The sequence below is a fragment of the Planctomycetota bacterium genome, from assembly GCA_018242585.1.
In the GTDB taxonomy this organism is placed as follows: domain Bacteria; phylum Planctomycetota; class Planctomycetia; order Pirellulales; family PNKZ01; genus JAFEBQ01.
This window is the reverse complement of sequence record JAFEBQ010000020.1, coordinates 107,078-126,777: the sequence shown is the minus strand read 5'-3', so window position 1 is coordinate 126,777 and position 19,700 is coordinate 107,078. Positions and strand designations below refer to the sequence as shown.

Here is a 19,700-nt window from a genome sequence, read left to right as displayed (position 1 = left end):
GGCGGCGTTTCAAGCGGAGTGGAACAAGTTTGCCGGCGAGAACGACCCGACGCCGAAGCTGACGACCCGGCGGGCGGATCAACCGGCGCCGAAGAAGCCCGACGTCAAGAAACCGGAAGAGAAGAAGCCTAACACGAAACAGCCGGCGGCCGCGAAGTAGTCCGATCGTCGCCGATGGGGCGGAGCGAATTGCTTGACGCGCTTCGCAACGCCGCGGAGCGTCATGGAGATGGATTGCGATGCCCGGTCCGCTGAGAAAGCTTCCGCTCGTTCCGGTCGCCTGCGGGTGTCTTCTCCTCACGCCGGTCTGGATCTTCGCGGCCGACTCGCTCTTCAACGCGCTCAAGCCGAAGAGCGGCGGCGCGCAGTCGACCGTTTCGATGGCGGGAGGCTTGTTGGCCGGCGGAGCGGGCTTGCTGTCGGGCGTCGACGACATCGTGCCGACGCTGGAGCTGCTTGTTCCGAACGGCTTCACGGACACTGAGGCGAAGGAACGTGCCGGGCTCGAGAAACTGCGGGCCATGGCGGAAGCGCGAGCGCGTGCCGCGCCGCCGCCGGACGCGAAGTCGCCCGAAGCTCCAGTGCCTCTCGCACTGCCTCAGGGAACGCCCGCGACTTCGCCGACGCCGAGTGCGACGGCGGAAACCTCCGCGGCGAGCGGGGAGTCGCGAGCGGAGGCGCAGACGTTCATGATCCTGCTGCAGATCAGCTCGGAACGACGGCGCGTCTTTTCGGAATTGCCTGAAGACGATACGGTCGCGACGCTGGCGGCCATCCGCGAGTACCACGACTTCAAGATCGACAAGTTCGAAAAGATCGCTCGACTCCACGACGGCGTCGCACGGAAATTCGTCGACGGGCTGATCGTCCATTACCGAGCGCAGAAGGTCATGCAGATCGCATTCTTGGAAGCGCAGATGGAATGGTTGAACGTCTTGACCTACGAACGCAAGCCGACTCGCGAAGAGCTTGCGAGGCGAATCGAAATCGCCGAAGCGCTCGTGGCCGCGACGCAGGAGTATCACACTTGGTCGGAGAACCTGCCCGGATTGCTTGATCGGATCGAAAGCGAACCTCCGGAAAACCCGCAGACGGCGGAGATGCTGCGGCGCGTGGTCAGCTCATTTCAAGAAGAAAACGAAGCGCAAGTGGCGCTGCTCAATGTCAACTACGATGTCGCGCAAACGTCGGTCCGAATGCTGAAGTTCCTCCGCACGAACTATCAGGACTGGAAGGTCGTCGGCACCTTGCCGACGTTCGACGACGACAGGCTTGAGTCGCAGTTCGACGACCTTATGGCGACGCTCAAGAACCACTTGGACGTAGCGGCTGAGTTGGAAGAGGCTGCGCTGCGGCGCGCGAAGAGCTAAAGCATCTCGCCTGCCGGCCGCGGCGGCGCGAAACCGCCGTGCGCGATCGATCGGGGCGAAGTGCATCGGCGGCGGTCGTTTCGTCGGGAGGTGCGGGCGAGCGCCCGAAAAGATCGTCTAACGGTTGGAATCGGCCTGTGGAGCGGGATTTTCCGCCGCCGCGACGTCTCGCCGGTAATTGCTCGGCGGCGCAGGGGCCGATGACAACCTAAGGTTGCGCCACCATGTATCGCACGGCGGCGAGCCCGCACCGCACGACCGGTGCGAGCGGAAAAGATTAATTATTCGGAAACGGCCGATCGATCGGGCGCGGCTGCTTAGAATGTTGAGTTCGTCGTCGCGCGCCGCGAAGCGCTCGTCGCCTGCATCCCCTCGGCGGACGGGAATCGCGCGGCGGCGACATTCGGATTTCGGTTCGGAGGAGTTCGAGTTCCCGTGTTTCGTCAGTTATCGGAAGCCTTCGACGCTCATCGCGCGCTCGTCGCCGCCGTCGTCGCCGCGGCGACGGCCGTCGCGGCGTACGGCGTTTATCGCCTGGAGTACGACGACGTCCCGCGCGGGACGTTTCGCTCCGACGATACCGACTTCGTGCGCCTCGAAGAAGCCTTTCGCGACTTCGGCGCCGACGACCTCGACTGCGTCTTCCTCGTCGAAGCCGACGACATCTTCGCGCCGAACAACATCGCCTCGCTCCGCCGTTTCACCGCGGAACTGGGCGGCATCGGTTATCACGACGGCACGACTCCGCACGGCGTGCAAAGCGTGCAGACGCTCGCCGATATCCAAACGTTCGCCAAACGCAACGACGGCAAGCTGATCGGCTTGATCTTCAAACCGATTCCCGAAACTCCGTATTCGATCCTGCCCAAGGAGAACGAGCAGGGGAAGATGCCGACCGCGGAGGAATGCCGCAAGGCTCGCGACTTCGCGCTCAAGCACCCGCTCGCGCCGCAGTTGATCTCGCCCGACGCTCGAGCCACGCTCGTCATCGCCCGGCTGCACGGCGAGGACTTGCCGATCCGCGAGATCTCGCCGTTCATCGCCGACATGCGCCGGCTGATCGAGAAGATGGAGCACACCAGCGCGTTGAAGATTCGCCTGACCGGACTCGCGCCGATCCGCACGGAGATCTATGAGTCGGTCCAATACGAAAGCACGCGGTTCGTCTGGGTCGGCGGGTTGCTGGCCGTGGCGATGGCCACTTGGATGTTCCGCCGCCTCGCGGCCGTGGCGATCGTGTGCGGCTCGGCGCTGGTCGGCGCGGTTTGGACGATCGGCGCGATGGGCCTTTTCGGCGAGAAGATGAACATCCTCACGACGGTGCTGCCGACGTTGGTGCTCGTCGTCGGCTTCACGGACGCCGTGCATCTGATGATCGACATTCGTCGCGAGCGGGCGCTCGGCGTGTCGCCGCGAATCGCTTCGCGCGATGCGCTGCGGCATCTCGGTTTGGCTTGCTTGCTCTGTTCGTTGACGACGGCCGTCGGGTTCGGTTCGCTGGCCGTGGCGAGGATCGAGATCATTCAACACTTCGGCGTGATCTGCGGACTCGGCGCGGTGCTGGCGCTCGTCGCCGTGCTGACGCTCACGCCGCTGCTGTCCGGCACGCGATTGGGTTTGTACGTGCAATCGGCGGCCGAAGTCGATCTGCCGGAGCGGCTCGCCGCGTCGATGCTGCCGCTGGTGCGGTGGATCGTCGCGCATCGTCGGCCCACGGCCGCGGCCGGCATCGCCGTCAGCCTGGCGATGAGTTACTCGCTGTTTCATCTCACGCCGAGCAATCAGGCGACCGAATCGTTGCCCGAGAGTCGGCCGTCGTTTCAAGCGATCTATGCGCTCGATCGGCTGTTCGGCGGCTCGACGTCGGCCATGATCCTCGTCGATTGGGACGAGCGGCTTGCCGGCAAGGAGTACTATGAGTTCACGCCCGAGACGCTGCGCGCACTCGACGCGGCGCAGTCGTTCGCGGCGACGGTGCCCGGGGTGCGGAATCCGGTGTCGCTGACCAATGTGGTCCGCGCGTTGCCGAAGAACAACGGAAACGAATTGCTCGATCAGGCGCAGGCGTTGCACTTTTTGAAGCCCGAGCATATTTCGCCTTACGCACGACAAGATCTGCGCCGGGCCGTGATTCGCCTTCGCCTGCAAGAAGCCACCAGCAACGAACACTTGAAGACCTACGACGAACTCCGCGCCGGCCTCGCGCGGCTCGAAGCCGAACATCCGGGCGTGCGATTTCATCTGACCGGCACGGCGGTGCTCGCTTCGCGCAATCTCAATCAGATGATCGCCGACTTGGCCGCGAGCCTCGGCTCGGCGGCGGCGGTCATCTTCGTCGTGATGACGTTCGGCTTCCGCAGCCTCCGGCTCGGCGTGATCAGCATCATTCCGAATCTGTTTCCGATGGTCGTCACCGCGACGGCGCTGGTTCTCACCGATCGTCCGCTGCAGATGACGAGCGTGATCGTGTTCAGCATTTGTCTCGGCATCGCCGTCGACGATACGATCCACTTCATCAACCGTTTCCAGCGGGAACTGAGGCTCGACGGCGACATCGACGCCGCGATCATCCGGAGTTATCGGGCCGTGGGTTCGGCGATGATTATGACCAGCGTCGTGCTGATCGCCGGCTTCGGCAGCCTGCAGATCAGCGAAATGCCGACGACGCGGCTCTTCTCCGGGCTCAGCGTGCTGACGATCTTCGCGGCGCTCATCGGCGACCTAGTCATCCTACCGGCGATGCTGGCCTGCTTCATGCCGACGCCGAAGACATTCGACGCCGCGACGGCCGATGTCGGCGCGGAGCCGACTGCGGAAGCGGCGCAACGGTAGCAAGCGATTGGCCAACTATTTCGGCGGATGGATGTAAAACGAAGCGCTAGTTTGCGCGGCTTCCAAGCCCGCCGCTTTCCGGGCCGCTGAGACGACGGCTGGAACTTCCGCTTCGTTGAACAACGACAGCCCCGCAGATTTTCCCAAGGCGAGGAGCGCCGGCAGGTCGCCGTACTTCACGATTCCGGGTAGAAAGTCGGCGTGGAGGTAGTCGGTGAGCTTCGCGAAGCGGAAGCCGTCGGTGTCGATCACGGCGTGTTGGATCACACCTTCGTCGCATTGCGCTAGGGCCGCCGCCGCCCATAGCCCTCCACCGTAGGTTCCCCGAAGGTAGATTCTCTCAGGCTTTTCGTGATGTGCCCGAGCGTGTGCGATCACCATCAGGATATCGTGCACGCGTTGCGCGAAGAGCGGCGAATTGTAACCGTAGGTGAAGCCCGCGAACAGACGCGGATTCGGCACGCGTCGGTTCGCGTTCGCCGGAAAGCCTTCGGTCGTGTGCGTGCCGATTCCGATCGGATCTAGAGTCGCGATCGCCGTGCCATGTTCGATGTCGATCGCGGAGCTCGCGAACAATTTCCCGTTCTCATCCGTAAGACCGGCAGCGCCGCGACCGTATATGTGAATGCCGAGCCACTTGTTCCATTTCTTCGGATAGTAATAGCGCACGACCACAGCCTCGCCGCGCGCTTTGTCGGTCAGCACGCAATGATATTCGATGTACTTGCCGTGATCCTTCTCCAACAGGTTCTCTTGCTCGATCTTGCCGATGTCGCTCAGGCGGCGGCCGATGATCACGTCGACCGCGCCGCCGACGACTTCGCGGTACTTCTTGAGCGAGGCCGCATCGGTCGGCGTGAGGGCTGCGATCTGCTTGTCGCTCGCGGCGGTGATCTTCTTTAACAGGTCGCGCTCGTGTGCGTCGCCGCCGGCCGGCTTCGGGTGCTTCTCGTTCCACACGGTCAGTTCCGGAATCGTCAGCGGCACGATATCTCCTTCGACGATCGGCAGCTTCGCTTCCAGCTTCAGGTGCTTATTGAAGAACTCGTACATCGCCGCGCGGCTGACGTAGTTGTAGTTGTGGGGGAACTGAATGAAGGGATACGCTTCGACGTTCGCTTCGTTCCCCATGAGCTTGTAGAGACCCTTCAGTTCGGGATACCCCTTGGTCATGATCTCCTTCGTCCAGTCGTTGGCGGCGATGCAGGCCATCGGACGTGGGGCGAAGAGGCCGGCGAGTTCGATGTTGCCGGTGCCGACACGGAGCAGGCTCGCGTTCTCACAGGTGCAGCCCCCTTGCATCGCGGTCGACACCATCACGGCCGGCACGATCACGGTCGGCCGGTCGTCGACCGCCGCGAGGAGAAACGTCTGCGTGCCGCCGCCGCTCGCGCCGGTGACGCCGATCCGCGACGAGTCGACGTCGTCCAAGCCGCAGATGAAGTCGAGCGCGCGGATCGAGTTCCACGTTTGCAGACCCATCAGCGATTGGGCTCGCGCCTCCGCTTGCGGACTATAAAGACCCCAGTTCTCCGCGGTCTCCATCGCCGGGCGCTTCTCGCCGTAGCGATGGGCGAGGTCGAACGAGAGCTGCGTCGCGTCGGAGTACCCTTCCATGTCGTAAATCAACACGATGCAACCGAGCTTCGCCAACTGGGCGCACTTGGCTTGCAGGAAGAAGCGGCCGGCGTTCATGTACTTCTCCGCGCCGGTTTTAATTTGCGCCGCGACGGCCGCTTCGCCGGCGTCGTGGAAGCGAGCGTCTTTCCAGTGGCCATGCGGACAGAGAACGACCGGCCGTTTGCCGGTGAAACCCTTCGGCTTGAACAAGCTGCCGCAAACGTAATGGCCCGGCACGCTCTCGAAGAAGACGCGCCAGACGGTGTAGCCATCGCGCTCGACCGGCGAATGCACGACGGCATTGAGCGGCGTCTTCTCCGGCATCGGCCAAACCCCTTGGCTCACGGCGACCTGCATCTTCACAAACTCGGCGCGCTTCTTCCACTGAGCGACGTCGGTCGGCACGGTGAAGGGGAAGTAGCCGTTGAGATCCTTGAGCGGCTGGAAGCGGACGTCTTGGATCGGCGTGGCCTTCTTGTCTTCCGCACGTGCTTGTTCGACGGGCAAGACGAAAGCGCTCGACGCGAGCAACGCGGCGACGAAGAAACGGCGAAGAAGCAGCGACATCGAAGAATCTCCAAACAGGGAGAGCGTGAGGCAGGGGGACCGCGGCGGCGGCGTCGGGGCAGGTGAATTCAGTCGGGCGTATCGTAACCGTCGGCCGGGCCGATTGCCAGCATTTAGGCCTGTTGCCTGAAGAAAGTAGCAGGCACGTGGAGCGTGCCTGCTACTTTGTCGGCTTGCTTGGAATGTCGTATCCGGCCACGATGGAGTGCTCGCTGGGTCGTCGTTGTGCGGAACACAGATTAAGGAACTTCGTGATGAGTTCGGCCGTTCGATTGATGTCAGTCGCGCTGTTGTTGCTCTCGGGTACGGCGGCGTTGGGGCAACAAAGCTCGGCAACCGAGAAGCCGGCTGGCGGCGTCGAGAAGCCGGCGGAGCAGGGGGCGGAGTCGACCAACGGGCTGCGCGTGTTCGTTTGCGGCCATAGTTTTCATACGTTTATCGCTCGACATCTCGCCGATATGGCGAAAGATGCCGGCCTCACCGAACACGAAACGCTCGGCGCGCAATTCCTCGGCGGCTCCAGCGTGAAGCAGCACTGGGACCTAGCGGCCGAGAAGGACAAAGTGAAACCGGCGATCGAGACCGGCAAGGTCGACGTGCTGACCCTGTCGCCGAATTGGTACGTGCCCGACCCGGCGATCGCGCAGTTCACGGAGCTGGCGCTGAAGCACAACCCGAAGGTGCGGGTTGTGGTCCAGTTGTCGTGGGCGGCGTTCGACTCCGACGGCTTCAAGCCGCGGATCACCGACAACGCAGAGCGCGACGAAAAGAAGCTCACCGACATCGAGCACTTGCTCGATCTGTTCTACTTGGTGCTGGAGACGCAAGTGAAGCAGATCAACGCGAAGCACGGCCGACAAGTCGTCGCGCTTGCGCCGGTCGGCACGGCGGTGGTGAAGCTCCGCGAGAAGGTGATCGCCGGCGACGCCCCCGGCATCAAGAAGCAATCGGAGTTGTTCACCGACCCGATCGGCCACGCGAAGCTACCGATCGTCGCGCTCTGCAGCTACGTAAACTACGCCACCATCTACGGCAAGAGCCCGGTCGGCCTGAAGAGCTTCATCGACAAGAAAGACCCGAACTCCCCGAAGCTGCAGCAGCTGCTGCAAGAGATCGCCTGGGAGACGGTGACGGGTTATGGACCGAGCGGGGTGAGGAAGTAGCGGCAAGTTGCAAGCGACAAGTCTCTGAGGCGAGCGGCCGGTGTGAGCCGGCCGGTCACTGCGCAGCGGGAGTGCGCTACATCTTGCCGCCGATTGCAAACTTCACGCGGCATTTCACGTAGATCGTTCGGGTCGGGCGTTGGAGTTCTCGCTCTTCCGTGGGTTCGAATGCGGCACCGGCACCAGCCGCTGGCCCCGCCATCATGATTGCGCCGTAACCGAATCGAGAGGAGTCCCCGCCCCAATCTTCGTCGCCGGAGAAGCCGGAGTTGCGTTTCGTCTGTCCGCCTTCTTCCACGGAGATCGGTTTGCCTAGTTCGCAGCCCATCGCCGCGGCGAGGCGTTCCGCTTTCTGCTTTGCATCGGCGAAGGCGTTTGCGAGTACCAAAGCATCGGAGTCGTCGGTGCTTTCGAACTCCGGCTGTCGCATGTCGACGGCGATCGTCTTTCGCTCTTTGTTGCGCGATTGAATCGGTTCCAGTTGTTCTAAAGCTCGATTCAGCCGCGAAAAGTCAGCGACCTTGAGGATGATGCGCCGCGAAGCAGTCTGTCCGACCTTCTTTTTCCAATACCAGGGTTGGTGTAGATCGGTGCCGCCTTCGACGATCTCTTCGTCGGTGATCTTCGCGTCTCGCAGCGCTGCGAGCACCTCGCCGGCAAGTTCCGAAAGCTCGCGAAACGCCGTCTCGTCCTTTGCGGCGCGGACTTCCAAATTCAGCGCTGCTACGAATTTCGACGCCGCCTCCACGAACTTTCCTTCACCGATGACTTCGATGTAGCGTTTCATAAAAGGCGACTCGACGGACGTGAATCTGGTTCTACTTGGACTCTACACGGACAAGCACGACACGCAGAGAGTTCGGACCAAAATGCGCTGCGATATGACCGGCCGGCCGACACCGGCCGTTCGCCTCAGACAATCCCTCCGGCACTTGCCACTTGCCACTTGTTACTTCTTCAAATGCTGCTCAAAAAACGCATAGATCACCGCGGCCGCTTCCGGCGTCGGGCGGTGCATCGGGCGGTTGGTCATTGCCGCTAGGTTTTCTTTGCCGAGCAGTTTGTTCACCGCGATCAGGTGATTTAGCGCACGCCAGTTGCGCGGCGGGTCTTCGCTGCCGCCGGAGTCGAGCATCGGGCGGCCGGCCATCAGGGCGTGGAGTTCCAGCATTTCGCGGCTGTTGTTTTCGTAGAGCGTTTTGTAGAGACCGGTCCGCGGCTTGTCGGCGTTGGGGATGCCGCGCGGGCGTTTCTCTCCTTCGGCCCAGCCGAGGTACCACGGCTCCCAATAGTTGACGCTGCCGTTGGTCTCGTCGAACACGATCCCCGGATCGACCCACACGGCGCAGGCGAACCGCTGGTCGAGACACGAGCCGAACATCGTCCACTTGCCGCCGTAGCTGTGCCCGACGCCGCCGATGCGCTTCGGATCGACGTTCGGCATCTGCGCCAGTGCGGTGTGGCAGTTGGAGGCGACGGAGGCGAGGTACCCGAGCGGCTGGAGTTTGAGTTTGTCGCCGATGTCGACGAGAAGTTTGCGCACATCGGCCGTGGGTTCTTCGAGCGTGCCGGGCGTGGCGATCGAGAGGGTGACGAAGCCGCGCCGCGTCAGTTGCACGCCGAAGTCGATCGCGCCGATGGTGTCGGGCTTGCCCAGGCCGATGCTGGATTGCGGTTCGTAGAAAGGGATGAAGACGGCGGGGAAGGGGCCGGGGCCGTCGGGGGTGAGGAGATAGCCGTCTGCGAGGCGACCGTCGGGGCCGACTTCGACATGAACGTGTTGCTGCGTGAAGTTCTCGCGGCGCGTCTTGTCGAGATACACGACCTTCGGCTTCTCGATGAGCTTCGGTTTGCCACCCATCAGCTTCCACCACTTCGCCTCGATCTCGGCACGGCGGGCCGGCCACTCGGCGGCGGAGGCAACGCGCGTGCCGTCGTCGCGTTCGAGCGGCGAGCGGTAGTTGCCGAAGTCGCCCGTGTATTCGGCAGGCGGCTTGCAGTGCGGTGCGAGAAGTTGCCAAGCCTTGTCGTCGGCGCGGAGCGCTGATGAAGCAGCCGAGGCAGCGGCGGCAAGTAGAGCGAAGAAAACGAAGCGGCGGCGCATGAGGTGAGATCTCCGCAGGGAGAGAAGCGTCTGGGGCAGGGGGACGGCGACGCATTATGCGACGCGTCGACGCGCGGGTCCACCTTTTTCAGCCAAGAACGCATTCAACAAAGACGGCCGGCCTTCGCTCGGCGGAAGCGAAGACCGGCCGCGGCAAACGTCGATGTCCGTTCATCTCCACAAGCGAGATGAGTTAGTAATCTACCTGCAAACGGGTGACGAATAAGTCGGCGTCGCTGTGCCCGCGCACTTTGTTATCCAGCATCGCGTGGATCCAGTTGAACTGAACCTTCGTGTATGCGTTGAGGAACCAAGTGAGCCCGAGGGTGGTGTCGTAGAGCGTGCCGTTTCCGGCGTTGCTCGTACCACCGAGATAATACGGGTTGAGGTTCGTCGGATTGTTGAGGCTGACATACGACCAGCGGGCGGCGACTTCCCAAGCGCCCCAACCATAGAAGCCGCGATGTCCCTTCGTCAGCGAAAAGAAGTCGGCATAAGGGATGATCTTGCCGAGCGTGCCGGTCTTCTTGTCGTAGATGCGATGCTCTCCGGTGAGGCGATATGCGGCTTGGGTGTAGGCGCCCGCATAGCCGATCGGTCCGACTTCGCTATCGACGACCGTGGCCATGACCTCGCTGGTGAACCCGAAGGCGCCGGCTTGATACACGGTTTCCAAGCCGTAGATGTTGAAGCTGTCGGCACGGTACCGGCCGGTGTCGACGAAGATCGGCGTCGAGGCGAATGCCGACCCGAACGGCTGTGAAACTTCCGTGTTGCCGATCGGTCCGAACTCCGGTGTCGTGCGGGCCTGATAGAACGGGATGCTGGTGGTGCTTCCCGCGGCCGTGTTGGCCGTGAGCCGACTGTAGTCGAATGAGCCGCCGACGTGCCAGACGTAACGATCGCCCGCGTGCTCGTCGTAATAGAGAAGTTGCGTGGCACGGGTGGAGAATGAATAGCCACCCATGTCGCCGATGTCGGTGGCAAAGCGATCGTCGCCGAGCGGGGCGTTGTTGAAGCCGCCCGTCTTAAACACACTGGCGGCCCAGGTGCGGGTCTGTTCTTCGTTAGAGTTGTAACTCATCACGCCGACGCGACGGAACGGTACGAACGCCAAGAACGGCAGCGATCGTTCGAGAAACGTCAGGTTGCGGAACCCGGTGAGGGCATCGACGCTGAACGGCTGGCAATACTGGCCGCCGCGAATCGTGCCGAGGACAGGCAAATTCATCTGCTCAACCCAGACATCGAAGAAGCTGGGATGGCCGGCCGTGGCGAAATCGAACTCGAACATGTAGTTCGTAAACTCGGCGACCTTGCCGACGAACGCGAACCGAGCGCGACGGAAGCCGACGCCGTCTTGGGCATTGCCGACCGTGGCGATGCTGTTCGCGTCTTGGTTGAACCAAGAGCCGTCGAGTTGCGTGAAGCCGGTGATTTTCGCGGAAGGGAATTCGGAAGCCGCTTTCTTTTCAGCTTCCTTCTTGTCCGCGTCGTCGCGCTTCTTCAGCTTGCCTTCGACGTCGGCCAGCCGGGTCTCCATCTTCTTGACGTAGTCTTCGATGCTGCCCGGCGGTGGTGCGGCACTCGGTTGCAGGTGAGAGGCCAGATCGATCGGCTGATCGACGCTCGGAGACTGCGGCGCCGGCGCATCGTATGGCGATGCGAAGAAAGCCGGCGCGGCGGCGGTGGGAGGCGGAACCGTGGGCGAAAGATCGGGAACCGGTGCGGTGGACGGCGACGTCGACGCGGAGTTCTGAGCGAACGGATCAATCGGAATGAGAGCCTGCGTTTGGGCTTGGCTCGTAGCGGCCGGCGAAAACGCCGCGAAAAGAAATATGAACAGAAGACCTCGGCTTCGTAGCCGTCGGTGGAAAGTACTCAGGCTTCGTCTCACAGCGATCCTATCGCCGCGAGGGCACTGGCCTTCCATTGCCGTTTCCTCCAGTTATTGAAAGTGATTGCCGGACCGTCGGAAAGAGTCCCCCTGCTGTGTCGTGGTGTCGGGGATGATCCATCGATGGAATCGACATTTTCCGCATCAGAAGCGGTGGAAAAATCGCTGCAAATGCGCGAAAAGTTAAAATCGATCCAATCCGAATTTGCATACGTAAGTTTTTCCGCCGCATCGCTTTAAAGCGGCGTCGAGAATCGTGACGAGGTGTGTTCCGTCAAGCATTGAAACGCCGAATGCCGGCAGCGCTAGATGCTGTACTCCGGCAAGAAAACCCGCACGCGTCGCGGGGCGACGAACACGGTTTCCCCTTCTTGCAGGTTCAGCTCGGCGTAACGATCCGGCGTGAGCTCGACATGGATCGCCGAGCCGAAGTCGAGCGAGGTGCCGTAGATCTTCGCCACCGAACCGGTCGGATTCACGCGCTCGACGGTGATCCGGATCGCCTGTTCGCTCACGGCATAGCGCTCGATGTCGAGCTCGTGCGGACGAACATAAACTTTCGCGTCGCGCGATTCGCCGTGCGGGTAGTCGGGATACTCGACTTCCATTCCGCCCCACGACGCCTTGCCGTTCTGGACGCGGCCGCTGAAGACATTCACGTTCCCCAGGAAGTCCATCACGAACGGATTGGCCGGCTGCTCGAACACTTGCTGCGGCGTGCCGACTTGCTCGATCGTGCCGTGGTTCATCACCACCACGCGGTCGGCGACCTCGAACGCCTCTTCCTGGTCGTGGGTGACAAAGACCGTGGTCATGCCGATTTCGTCGTGCAGCCGGCGGAGCCACTGGCGCAGTTCTTGCCGCACCTTGGCGTCGAGCGCGCCGAACGGCTCGTCCAACAGCAGCACCGATGGCTGGATGGCCAAGGCCCGGGCCAGCGCCACGCGCTGGCGCTGGCCGCCGGAAAGCTGTGACGGGACGCGCTGCTCGAAACCTGCTAGGCGGATCAGGTGCAACAAAGTCTCGACGCGGCGACGGATTTCGGCTTTGGCGATCTTGCGCACGCGCAGGCCGAAGGCGATGTTCTCGAACACCGTCATGTGCCGGAACAGGGCGTAGTGCTGGAACACGAACCCCACGTTCCGGTCGCGCGCCGACCGACGGGTGACGTCTTGGTCTTGATAGAGCACGGTCCCCGCGTCGGCCGTCTCGAGCCCGGCGATGATCCGCAGCAAGGTCGTCTTACCCGAGCCCGACGGTCCCAGCAGCGCGGTCAGCGACCCGTGCGGGATTTCCAGGCTCACGTTGTCCAAGGCCGTGAATTTGCTGAAGCGCTTGGTGAGTTGTGTGACGCGGATACTCATGCTTCGCTCTCGATTCCTTTCAGGCTGGCCGACTCGGCCAGTTCGCGACGTGTCTGACGTTCGAGTCCCAACTTGATCACCAGCGTGACCAACGCCAGCAGCGTCAGCACCGACGCCACGGCGAACGAGCCGGGATTGTTGTATTCCTGGAACAGCTTCTCGACCCGCAGGGGCATGGTGTCGGTTCGGCCGGCGATGTGTCCCGAGACGACGTACACCGCGCCAAACTCACCCATCGCCCGGGCGTTGCACAGAATCAGCCCGTACAGCAGCCCCCAGCGAATGTTGGGCAACGTAACCATGCGGAACAGTTGCCAGGCGTTGGCCCCCAGGCTGACCGCGGCCACTTCTTCCTCATCGCCGATCGCTTCCATCACCGGGATCAACTCGCGCGCCACGAACGGCAAGGTGACGAACATAGTGGCCAAGATCAGGCCCGGCAGCGCGAAGACGACCTTGATGTCATGCTCGCGCAGCCACGCGCCCAGGTAACCTTGCAGGCCAAAGATCAACAACAGCATCAGCCCCGCCACGACCGGCGAGACCGAGAAGGGCAAGTCGATGAGCGCCGTCAGGAATGTCCGGCCGGGGAAGCGAAACCGGGCGATGGCCCAAGCCGCCGCCACGCCAAACACCGTGTTGGCCACCACCGCCACCGGAGCGACGATCAGCGTCAGCAGGATGGCGTGCCGGGTATCGCGAGCTTGCTGGCTGCTGCCGAACAGATTGTCGGCGTACGTGTGCCAGCCGTCGCTGAGTGCCTGGTAAAAGACGTGAACAACCGGAACGACGATCAGCACGCCGACGACGCCGAGCGCGAGCGCGATCAGCGCGTAACGCACCCACCAGGGGTCGTTACGCGCGGCCGAGCCGCGCCCGCCGGTGTACGCCAGGCTTTTGCTAGGTTGCATGGCCAAGGCTCCAGCGTTCCAGCAGGTTGATGATCACCAGCATCGTGAACGACGCGGCCAGTAGCACCACGGCGATGGCCGTGGCTTCGCTGTAGGCGAACTCTTCCAAGCGGGCGACGATCAGCACCGAGGCGATCTCGGTCTTGAACGGCATGTTCCCCGAGACGAACACCACCGAGCCGTACTCGCCCAGCGCGCGAGCGAACGACAGGGCAAAGCCGGTGACCGCGGCCGGCATGATGTGGGGCAGGATCACCTTGAAGAAAGTGTGCCAGCGATTGGCCCCCAACAGGTGGGCCGCCTCTTCGGCGTCGGGATCGAGCGTCTCGAGCACCGGCTGCAACGCCCGGACCACGAACGGCAGGCCCAGAAACGTCAGCACCAACACCACGGCGAACCGCGAGTAGGCGCCGTGGACGCCCAGCGGCACGAGGAAGCGGCCCAGCCAGCCGTTCTCGACATACAGGCTCGAATAAACCAGGCCCGCTACGGCCGTCGGCAGGGCGAAGGGCAAATCGATCAGCGAGTCGACCAGACTTTTGCCCCAGAAGTCGTAGCGGACCAAGACCCAGGCCACCAGCACGCCAAACAGCGTGCTGGCCAAAGCCGAGGCCAGCGACGCGCCGAACGTGAAGGCGTACGCGGCGCGCACGCGCTCGGTCCACACCGCCCCCCAAAACTGCGACGACGTCAGCGTGGCCGCACGAAAGACGCACGCCAACAGCGGCAGCACGACCAGCACGCCGAGGTAGCCGAGCGTCGCGCCCAGGCTAAGACGGAATCCAGGTAGTACGTGATGAGCCATGATCGTGAGTCCAATGCGACAGTGACTGGGGCGTGGCAGTTAAGGGGGCGCTTGGCGGTCAGTGGAGTCGCGTCGGTCGGTGGTGTTACGCCGGGCGGCGGTTACTTCTTGGCGTAAATCTGGTCGAAGGCTGCCCCTTCGGCGAAGAACTTCTTGTTGATCTCGTCCCACGATCCCCCCAGCGAGTTGATCGGGAACAGCTTGATTGTCGGGAAGTCGGCCGCGTGGCGCGAAGCGACCGATTCGCTGATCGGCCGGTAGAAGTTCTTGGCGATGATCTCTTGGCCTTCGTCGGTGTAGGTGAACTTCAGGTACGCCTCGGCGGCGGCGCGAGTCCCCTTCTTGTCGACGTTCTTGTCGACGACGGCCACCGACGGCTCGGCGCGGACGCTGACCGGCGGATAGACGATTTCGAGTTCACCTTTCGATTCCTTGATCTCCAGATAGGCTTCGTTTTCCCAGGTTAGATGGACGTCGCCGATTTTCTTCTGGGCAAAGGTGACCGTGGCACCGCGAGCTGCCGAGTCGAGGACCGGCGTGTGCTCATAAAGCTGACGCACCAGCTTCAGCGAGTCTTCTTCGCTGCCGCCGCGCGACGTGACCGAACCCCAGGCGGCCAGGAAGCTGAGCTTGCCGTTGCCCGAGGTCTTGGGGCTGGGGGTGATGACTTGCACGCCGTCGCGGGTCAGGTCGGTCCAATCCTTGATCTGCTTCGGGTTCCCCTTGCGGACGACGAAGACGATGGTCGAGTAATACGGCGACGAGTGATTCGGCAGCCGTTCTTCCCAGCCCGAGCTGATCAGGCCCGTTTTGCGGATCGCGTCGGTGTCGGACCAAAGGGCCAGCGTCACCACGTCGGCTTCCAGGCCGTCGGCCACGGCTCGGGCCTGGCTGCCCGAGCCGCCGTGCGATTGGGCGATGTCGACCGCGACGTTGTCGCTCTTCTGATAGCTGGCGATGAAGGCCGCGTTCAGGTCGCGCCACAATTCGCGCGTGGGGTCGTACGAGGCGTTAAGCAGCTCGACCTTCTTGGCGGCCACGGCTGGCTTGGCTTCGCCGCCGGCGACGGCAGGCGAGTTGGCGCTCGACGACGAGTTGCAGCCCGCCAGGGTTCCTACCCCCAGGGCGACGGCAGCCACGGCGAGCCAGGACCAAAGACGATGGTAAATCATGGCAACAACTCCCAATTGCGGTTGAAGGGCGAATCGCCCGACGGGCGAACACTCGGAATGGGACAAGTTTATTATGTTTACCATTATCGTCAACTATATAATGTATCGTTAGATTTTGGTATCAGTTGTGGCGGTGTAATGCTGTTAATACGTCCTAAGTCATTATTTAAGTTTATATTACGTTGTTTATCGATGCGTCGGTTGAGCGATCGCAAGTCATGGAGGATCGAAAATGCCGCAGAGAAAACGAGTAAATATTTACTAAAATAGTCGTCAATCGGCAGTACGCATGGACGGCTACTGTCAGTCAGCACGTTTAGTCGCCATTCCATAGGAATGCGCGCACGCCGTTGGCGTAGCGGCTAAACGGGAGGGGCGCGACGAAGAACTTCACGCTACGACGTTAACGTCAAGCGAGCGGCGGGAAGGAAGACGCGCAAAGAAAAAGGGCGGGTCGCCTCGGCCACGTGGCGACCCGCCCGACTTGAGGAACAAGAGAATGTAACCACAAAACGATGAACGACCGAAATCAGAACTGCAACGACGCCGATTGATTCAATCCCGCGGCGCCGCGAATCCTCATTTAGCGTTTATCGTTTCCACTTCATCGTTTCCTACGAGCATCCCATCGAGTTGCCACAGTTGTGGCACAGGTAGCAATTGCCGGCCCGCACGGTGATCGAGCCGCAACCGTCACACACCGGCGCGTCGACCTGGAAGCTGGCAAACTGCTCGGTTCGGTTGGCCGTGTTCGCGTTCGGGGTGAACGTGAACTTCGGCGCAACGCCGGCCCGTTCGAGCAGCGACGCCGTCGGAGCCGCCTTGGCCGAGGCCTTGGCATGTCCCTTCGAGGCAGCGCCACTGGTGCCAGTGCCATTAGCGTGCGAACCATGACCGTTCGCGCCGCTCGCGTGCCCGTTGGCTCCTTGCCCACTGGTCAGCCCGCCGGCCTTCTTGGCGACGGGCTTGCTCTGGGTTTCCGAGTCCTCCTCGGTCGAGGGCGCCGCCTTGGCGGCCGGCGATTCGGCCACGACACCCGTGTTGGCTTCGCGGTAGCCGGGCAGGAACTCGATGCCCATCCAGCGGAAGATGTAATCGACAATACTCTTGGCGATTCGGATGTCCGGGTTCTTGGTATGGCCCATCGGCTCGAAGCGGGTGTGCGAGAATTTGCCCACGTACACCTCGAGCGGCACGCCATACTGCAAGCTCATCGACACCGCGGTGCCAAAGCAGTCCATCAGGCCGCCGATCGTGCTCCCCTCCTTGGCCATCGTGACGAACATCTCGCCCGGGCGGCCATCCTCGTAGAGACCGACCGTGATGTACCCTTCGTGGCCCGCCACGTTGAACTTGTGGGTGACCGACTTGCGGGTGTCGGGCAATCGTTCGCGTCGCGGCGCGGCCTTGAGCTTGCCGGCCGCCTTATCCCCTTCGGTCGAAGTGTTGAGCGGCTGGCTCTCCTTCGAACCGTCGCGGTAAACGGCGATCGCCTTCAGGCCCAAACGCCAACCTTCGAGGTAAGCGCTGGCAATGTCGTCGGGCGTGGTGTCCCGCGGCATGTTGACCGTCTTGCTGATGGCGCCGGACAGGAACGGTTGGGCCGCGGCCATCATGTGGACGTGCGCCCGCCAGGCAATGCTCCGCTTGCCATTGCGCGGCTGGAAGGCACAGTCAAACACCGGCAGGTGCTCGTCCCGCAGGTCCGGAGCGCCTTCGACGGTGTCGTTTTCGTTGATGTAGCCGACGATCGACTGAACCTGCGGCTCGTCGTAGCCCAAGTTCTTGAGCGCCAGCGGGACCGTGTTGTTGACGATCTTCAGCATGCCGCCGCCGGCCAACTGCTTGTACTTGACCAGGGCGATGTCCGGCTCGATGCCGGTCGTGTCGCAATCCATCAGGAAGCTGATCGTCCCGGTCGGGGCGAGCACCGTGGCCTGGGCATTGCGGAAGCCATGACGCGCGCCCGAACCGAGAACCTCGTCCCACACGTTGCGGGCCGCGTCCTTCAGATAGCTGGGGCAGGCGTCGTTGATCTGGTCGACCGCGTCGCGATGCATCTGCATGACGTGCAGCATCGGCTCGCGATTTTCCTCGAAGCCGTCGAACGTCCCGACGGCGCTGGCCAGTTCCGAACTGGTCAGGTTAGCCGCCCCGTGCAACAGCGCGGTCATCGCGCCGCACAGTCCGTACGCTGAATCCGAGTCGTAGGCCAGGCCGCTCGACATGATCAAGCTGCCCAGGTTCGAGTAGCCCAGCCCCAGCGGACGGAAGCGGTGGCTGTTGCCGGCGATCCTCTTTGTCGGATAGCTGGCGTGATCGACCAGGATTTCCTGGGCGATGAAGAAGATGCGGCAAGCGGCCTGGAACCGCTCGACGTCGAACGTGCCGTCTTCGTGGCGGAACTTCATCAGGTTGATGCTCGCCAGATTGCAGGCCGTGTCGTCCAGGAACATGTATTCCGAGCACGGATTGCTGGCGTTGATCCGGCCCGAGTTCGGGCAGGTGTGCCAGTTGTTGATCGTCGTGTCGTACTGCACGCCCGGATCGCCGCAGCCCCAAGCGCACTCGGCCATCTTGGCCAGCACGTCGCGGGCCGGGAACGTCGGGCCTTCGCGATTGGCGTCGGTGACCCAACGTGTGGTCCAAGGCTTGTCCTCGACGACGGCTTGCATGAACTCGTCCGTCACGCGAACCGACAGGTTCGCGTTCTGATACATGATCGAACTGTACGCTTCGCCGTTGAAGTTCGAGTCGTAGCCGTTCTGAATCAGAATCCTGGCCTTGCGCTCTTCCTTGGACTTGCATTCGATGAAGTCCATGATGTCCGGGTGCCAGACCTTGAGCGACTGCATCTTGGCGGCGCGGCGCGTCTTGCCACCGCTCTTGACCACCGCGGCAATCTGATCGTACACGCGCATGAACGACAGCGGGCCCGACGGCTTGCCACCGCCCGACAGCTTCTCGCGATGCGAACGCAGGGTCGACAAGTCGGTCCCCGTGCCCGAGCCGAACTTGAACAACATGGCCTCGCTGCGGGCGAGCTCCATGATGTCTTCCATGTCGTCGCGCACCGCTTGGATAAAGCAGGCCGAGCCTTGCGGGTACTCGTACGGGTTCTCGGGCTGGGTCACCGTGGCGGTTTCGTTGTCCCAGTGCCAGTTGCACTGGGCGCCCTTGATGCCGTACTGGTGATACAGGCCGACGTTGAACCAGACCGGCGAGTTGAACGCGCCGTGCTGGTGCAAGCAGAGCCACGACAGCTCGCGATAAAACGTCTCGCCGTCGGCGCGGCCGTGGAAGTAGCCGTCGGCAATGCCCCAGTCGGCAATGGTGCGGGCCACGCGGTGGATCAACTGCTTGACGCTGTATTCGCGTTCGGGCGTGTTGACCTCGCCATAGAAATACTTGCTGCAGACCACGTTGGTGGCCAGTTGGCTCCACGTCGTGGGAACCTCGCAGTTGTTCTGCTCGAACAGCACTTCGCCGCTTTCGCCCTTGATGGCGGCCGAGCGGACTTCCCATTCGACCGTGCCGTAGACGTCCTCGACATCGGGCGAACAGAAGATTGGATCAATCAACAGACCCTTGTTGAAACGACGAGCAGGTTTGCGGCGAGTGTTCTCAGCCACGGCGGCGTTACCTTTGGCAGTAGTGGAGCCCAAGTTCGACATGGGTTTCCTTCCCCCGATTCAAGAAATGGAAATGAATGCACACCGGCCCAAAACGTCACGTGAACGCACGTACACTTATCGACAAGCATACCGTAGGTAGATCACAGATTCCATTCCGTAACACACGAGACCAGCAGCAGCCCTATCCAGTTGAGCGACGTAAGATGGCCGCTGGTCGAGCAATACGAACGGCACCTATATATTGTAGTGGGCGGTGGCGC

Annotated in this window: 13 protein-coding genes; 4 read left to right on the top strand and 9 right to left on the bottom strand. The window is 62.4% G+C overall.

What is annotated here, in order from left to right:
- From JSS27_10975 to JSS27_10965, 3 genes are all read left to right on the top strand, one after another.
- On the top strand, positions 1 to 160 hold a 160-nt coding region (locus JSS27_10975; GenBank protein ID MBS0209470.1), incomplete at its 5' end, for a hypothetical protein.
- 79 nt (positions 161 to 239) lie between these two features.
- Positions 240 to 1,370 carry a hypothetical protein gene (locus JSS27_10970; protein ID MBS0209469.1) on the top strand — a complete coding sequence of 377 codons (1,131 nt, stop codon included), beginning with the start codon at positions 240 to 242 and terminating at the stop codon, positions 1,368 to 1,370.
- Between the two features lie 435 nt (positions 1,371 to 1,805).
- Entirely contained in the window at positions 1,806 to 4,202 is a 2,397-nt protein-coding gene (locus tag JSS27_10965; GenBank protein MBS0209468.1) for an MMPL family transporter, read from the top strand.
- Positions 4,203 to 4,217: 15 nt separating this feature from the next.
- Here JSS27_10965 and JSS27_10960 read toward each other — a convergent pair whose 3' ends face one another.
- Positions 4,218 to 6,389, bottom strand: coding sequence for an acetylxylan esterase (locus JSS27_10960; GenBank protein MBS0209467.1), 2,172 nt, complete (start codon positions 6,387 to 6,389; stop codon positions 4,218 to 4,220).
- A 62-nt stretch (positions 6,390 to 6,451) separates the two neighbouring features.
- Here JSS27_10960 and JSS27_10955 point away from each other — a divergent pair, with 62 nt between their 5' ends.
- Entirely contained in the window at positions 6,452 to 7,552 is a 1,101-nt protein-coding gene (locus JSS27_10955) for a hypothetical protein (protein ID MBS0209466.1), read from the top strand.
- A gap of 76 nt (positions 7,553 to 7,628) precedes the next feature.
- Here the strand turns inward: JSS27_10955 and JSS27_10950 are convergent, their stop codons facing one another.
- The 8 genes from JSS27_10950 to JSS27_10915 form a co-directional block, all read right to left on the bottom strand.
- The gene (locus JSS27_10950) at positions 7,629 to 8,339 is read right to left on the bottom strand and encodes an SIMPL domain-containing protein (GenBank protein MBS0209465.1); all 711 of its coding nucleotides are present in this window, start codon (positions 8,337 to 8,339) and stop codon (positions 7,629 to 7,631) included.
- Positions 8,340 to 8,501: 162 nt separating this feature from the next.
- Positions 8,502 to 9,656 carry a sialidase gene (locus JSS27_10945; protein MBS0209464.1) on the bottom strand — a complete coding sequence of 385 codons (1,155 nt, stop codon included), beginning with the start codon at positions 9,654 to 9,656 and terminating at the stop codon, positions 8,502 to 8,504.
- Between the two features lie 193 nt (positions 9,657 to 9,849).
- A complete protein-coding gene (locus JSS27_10940; protein MBS0209463.1) occupies positions 9,850 to 11,553 on the bottom strand; it encodes a hypothetical protein in 1,704 nt (567 codons plus the stop codon).
- A 305-nt stretch (positions 11,554 to 11,858) separates the two neighbouring features.
- Positions 11,859 to 12,917, bottom strand: coding sequence for a sulfate/molybdate ABC transporter ATP-binding protein (locus tag JSS27_10935; GenBank protein ID MBS0209462.1), 1,059 nt, complete (start codon positions 12,915 to 12,917; stop codon positions 11,859 to 11,861).
- The gene (cysW, locus tag JSS27_10930) at positions 12,914 to 13,828 is read right to left on the bottom strand and encodes a sulfate ABC transporter permease subunit CysW (GenBank protein MBS0209461.1); all 915 of its coding nucleotides are present in this window, start codon (positions 13,826 to 13,828) and stop codon (positions 12,914 to 12,916) included. Before cysW ends, JSS27_10935 begins: the two co-directional genes overlap by 4 nt.
- Positions 13,818 to 14,633: a sulfate ABC transporter permease subunit CysT gene (gene cysT, locus JSS27_10925; GenBank protein MBS0209460.1), complete on the bottom strand. Its 816-nt coding sequence runs from the start codon at positions 14,631 to 14,633 to the stop codon at positions 13,818 to 13,820. Before cysT ends, cysW begins: the two co-directional genes overlap by 11 nt.
- Before the next feature lie 101 nt (positions 14,634 to 14,734).
- The gene (locus JSS27_10920) at positions 14,735 to 15,805 is read right to left on the bottom strand and encodes a sulfate ABC transporter substrate-binding protein (protein MBS0209459.1); all 1,071 of its coding nucleotides are present in this window, start codon (positions 15,803 to 15,805) and stop codon (positions 14,735 to 14,737) included.
- 614 nt (positions 15,806 to 16,419) lie between these two features.
- The gene (locus JSS27_10915; protein ID MBS0209458.1) at positions 16,420 to 19,479 is read right to left on the bottom strand and encodes a vitamin B12-dependent ribonucleotide reductase; all 3,060 of its coding nucleotides are present in this window, start codon (positions 19,477 to 19,479) and stop codon (positions 16,420 to 16,422) included.
- Positions 19,480 to 19,700: the final 221 nt, after the last annotated feature.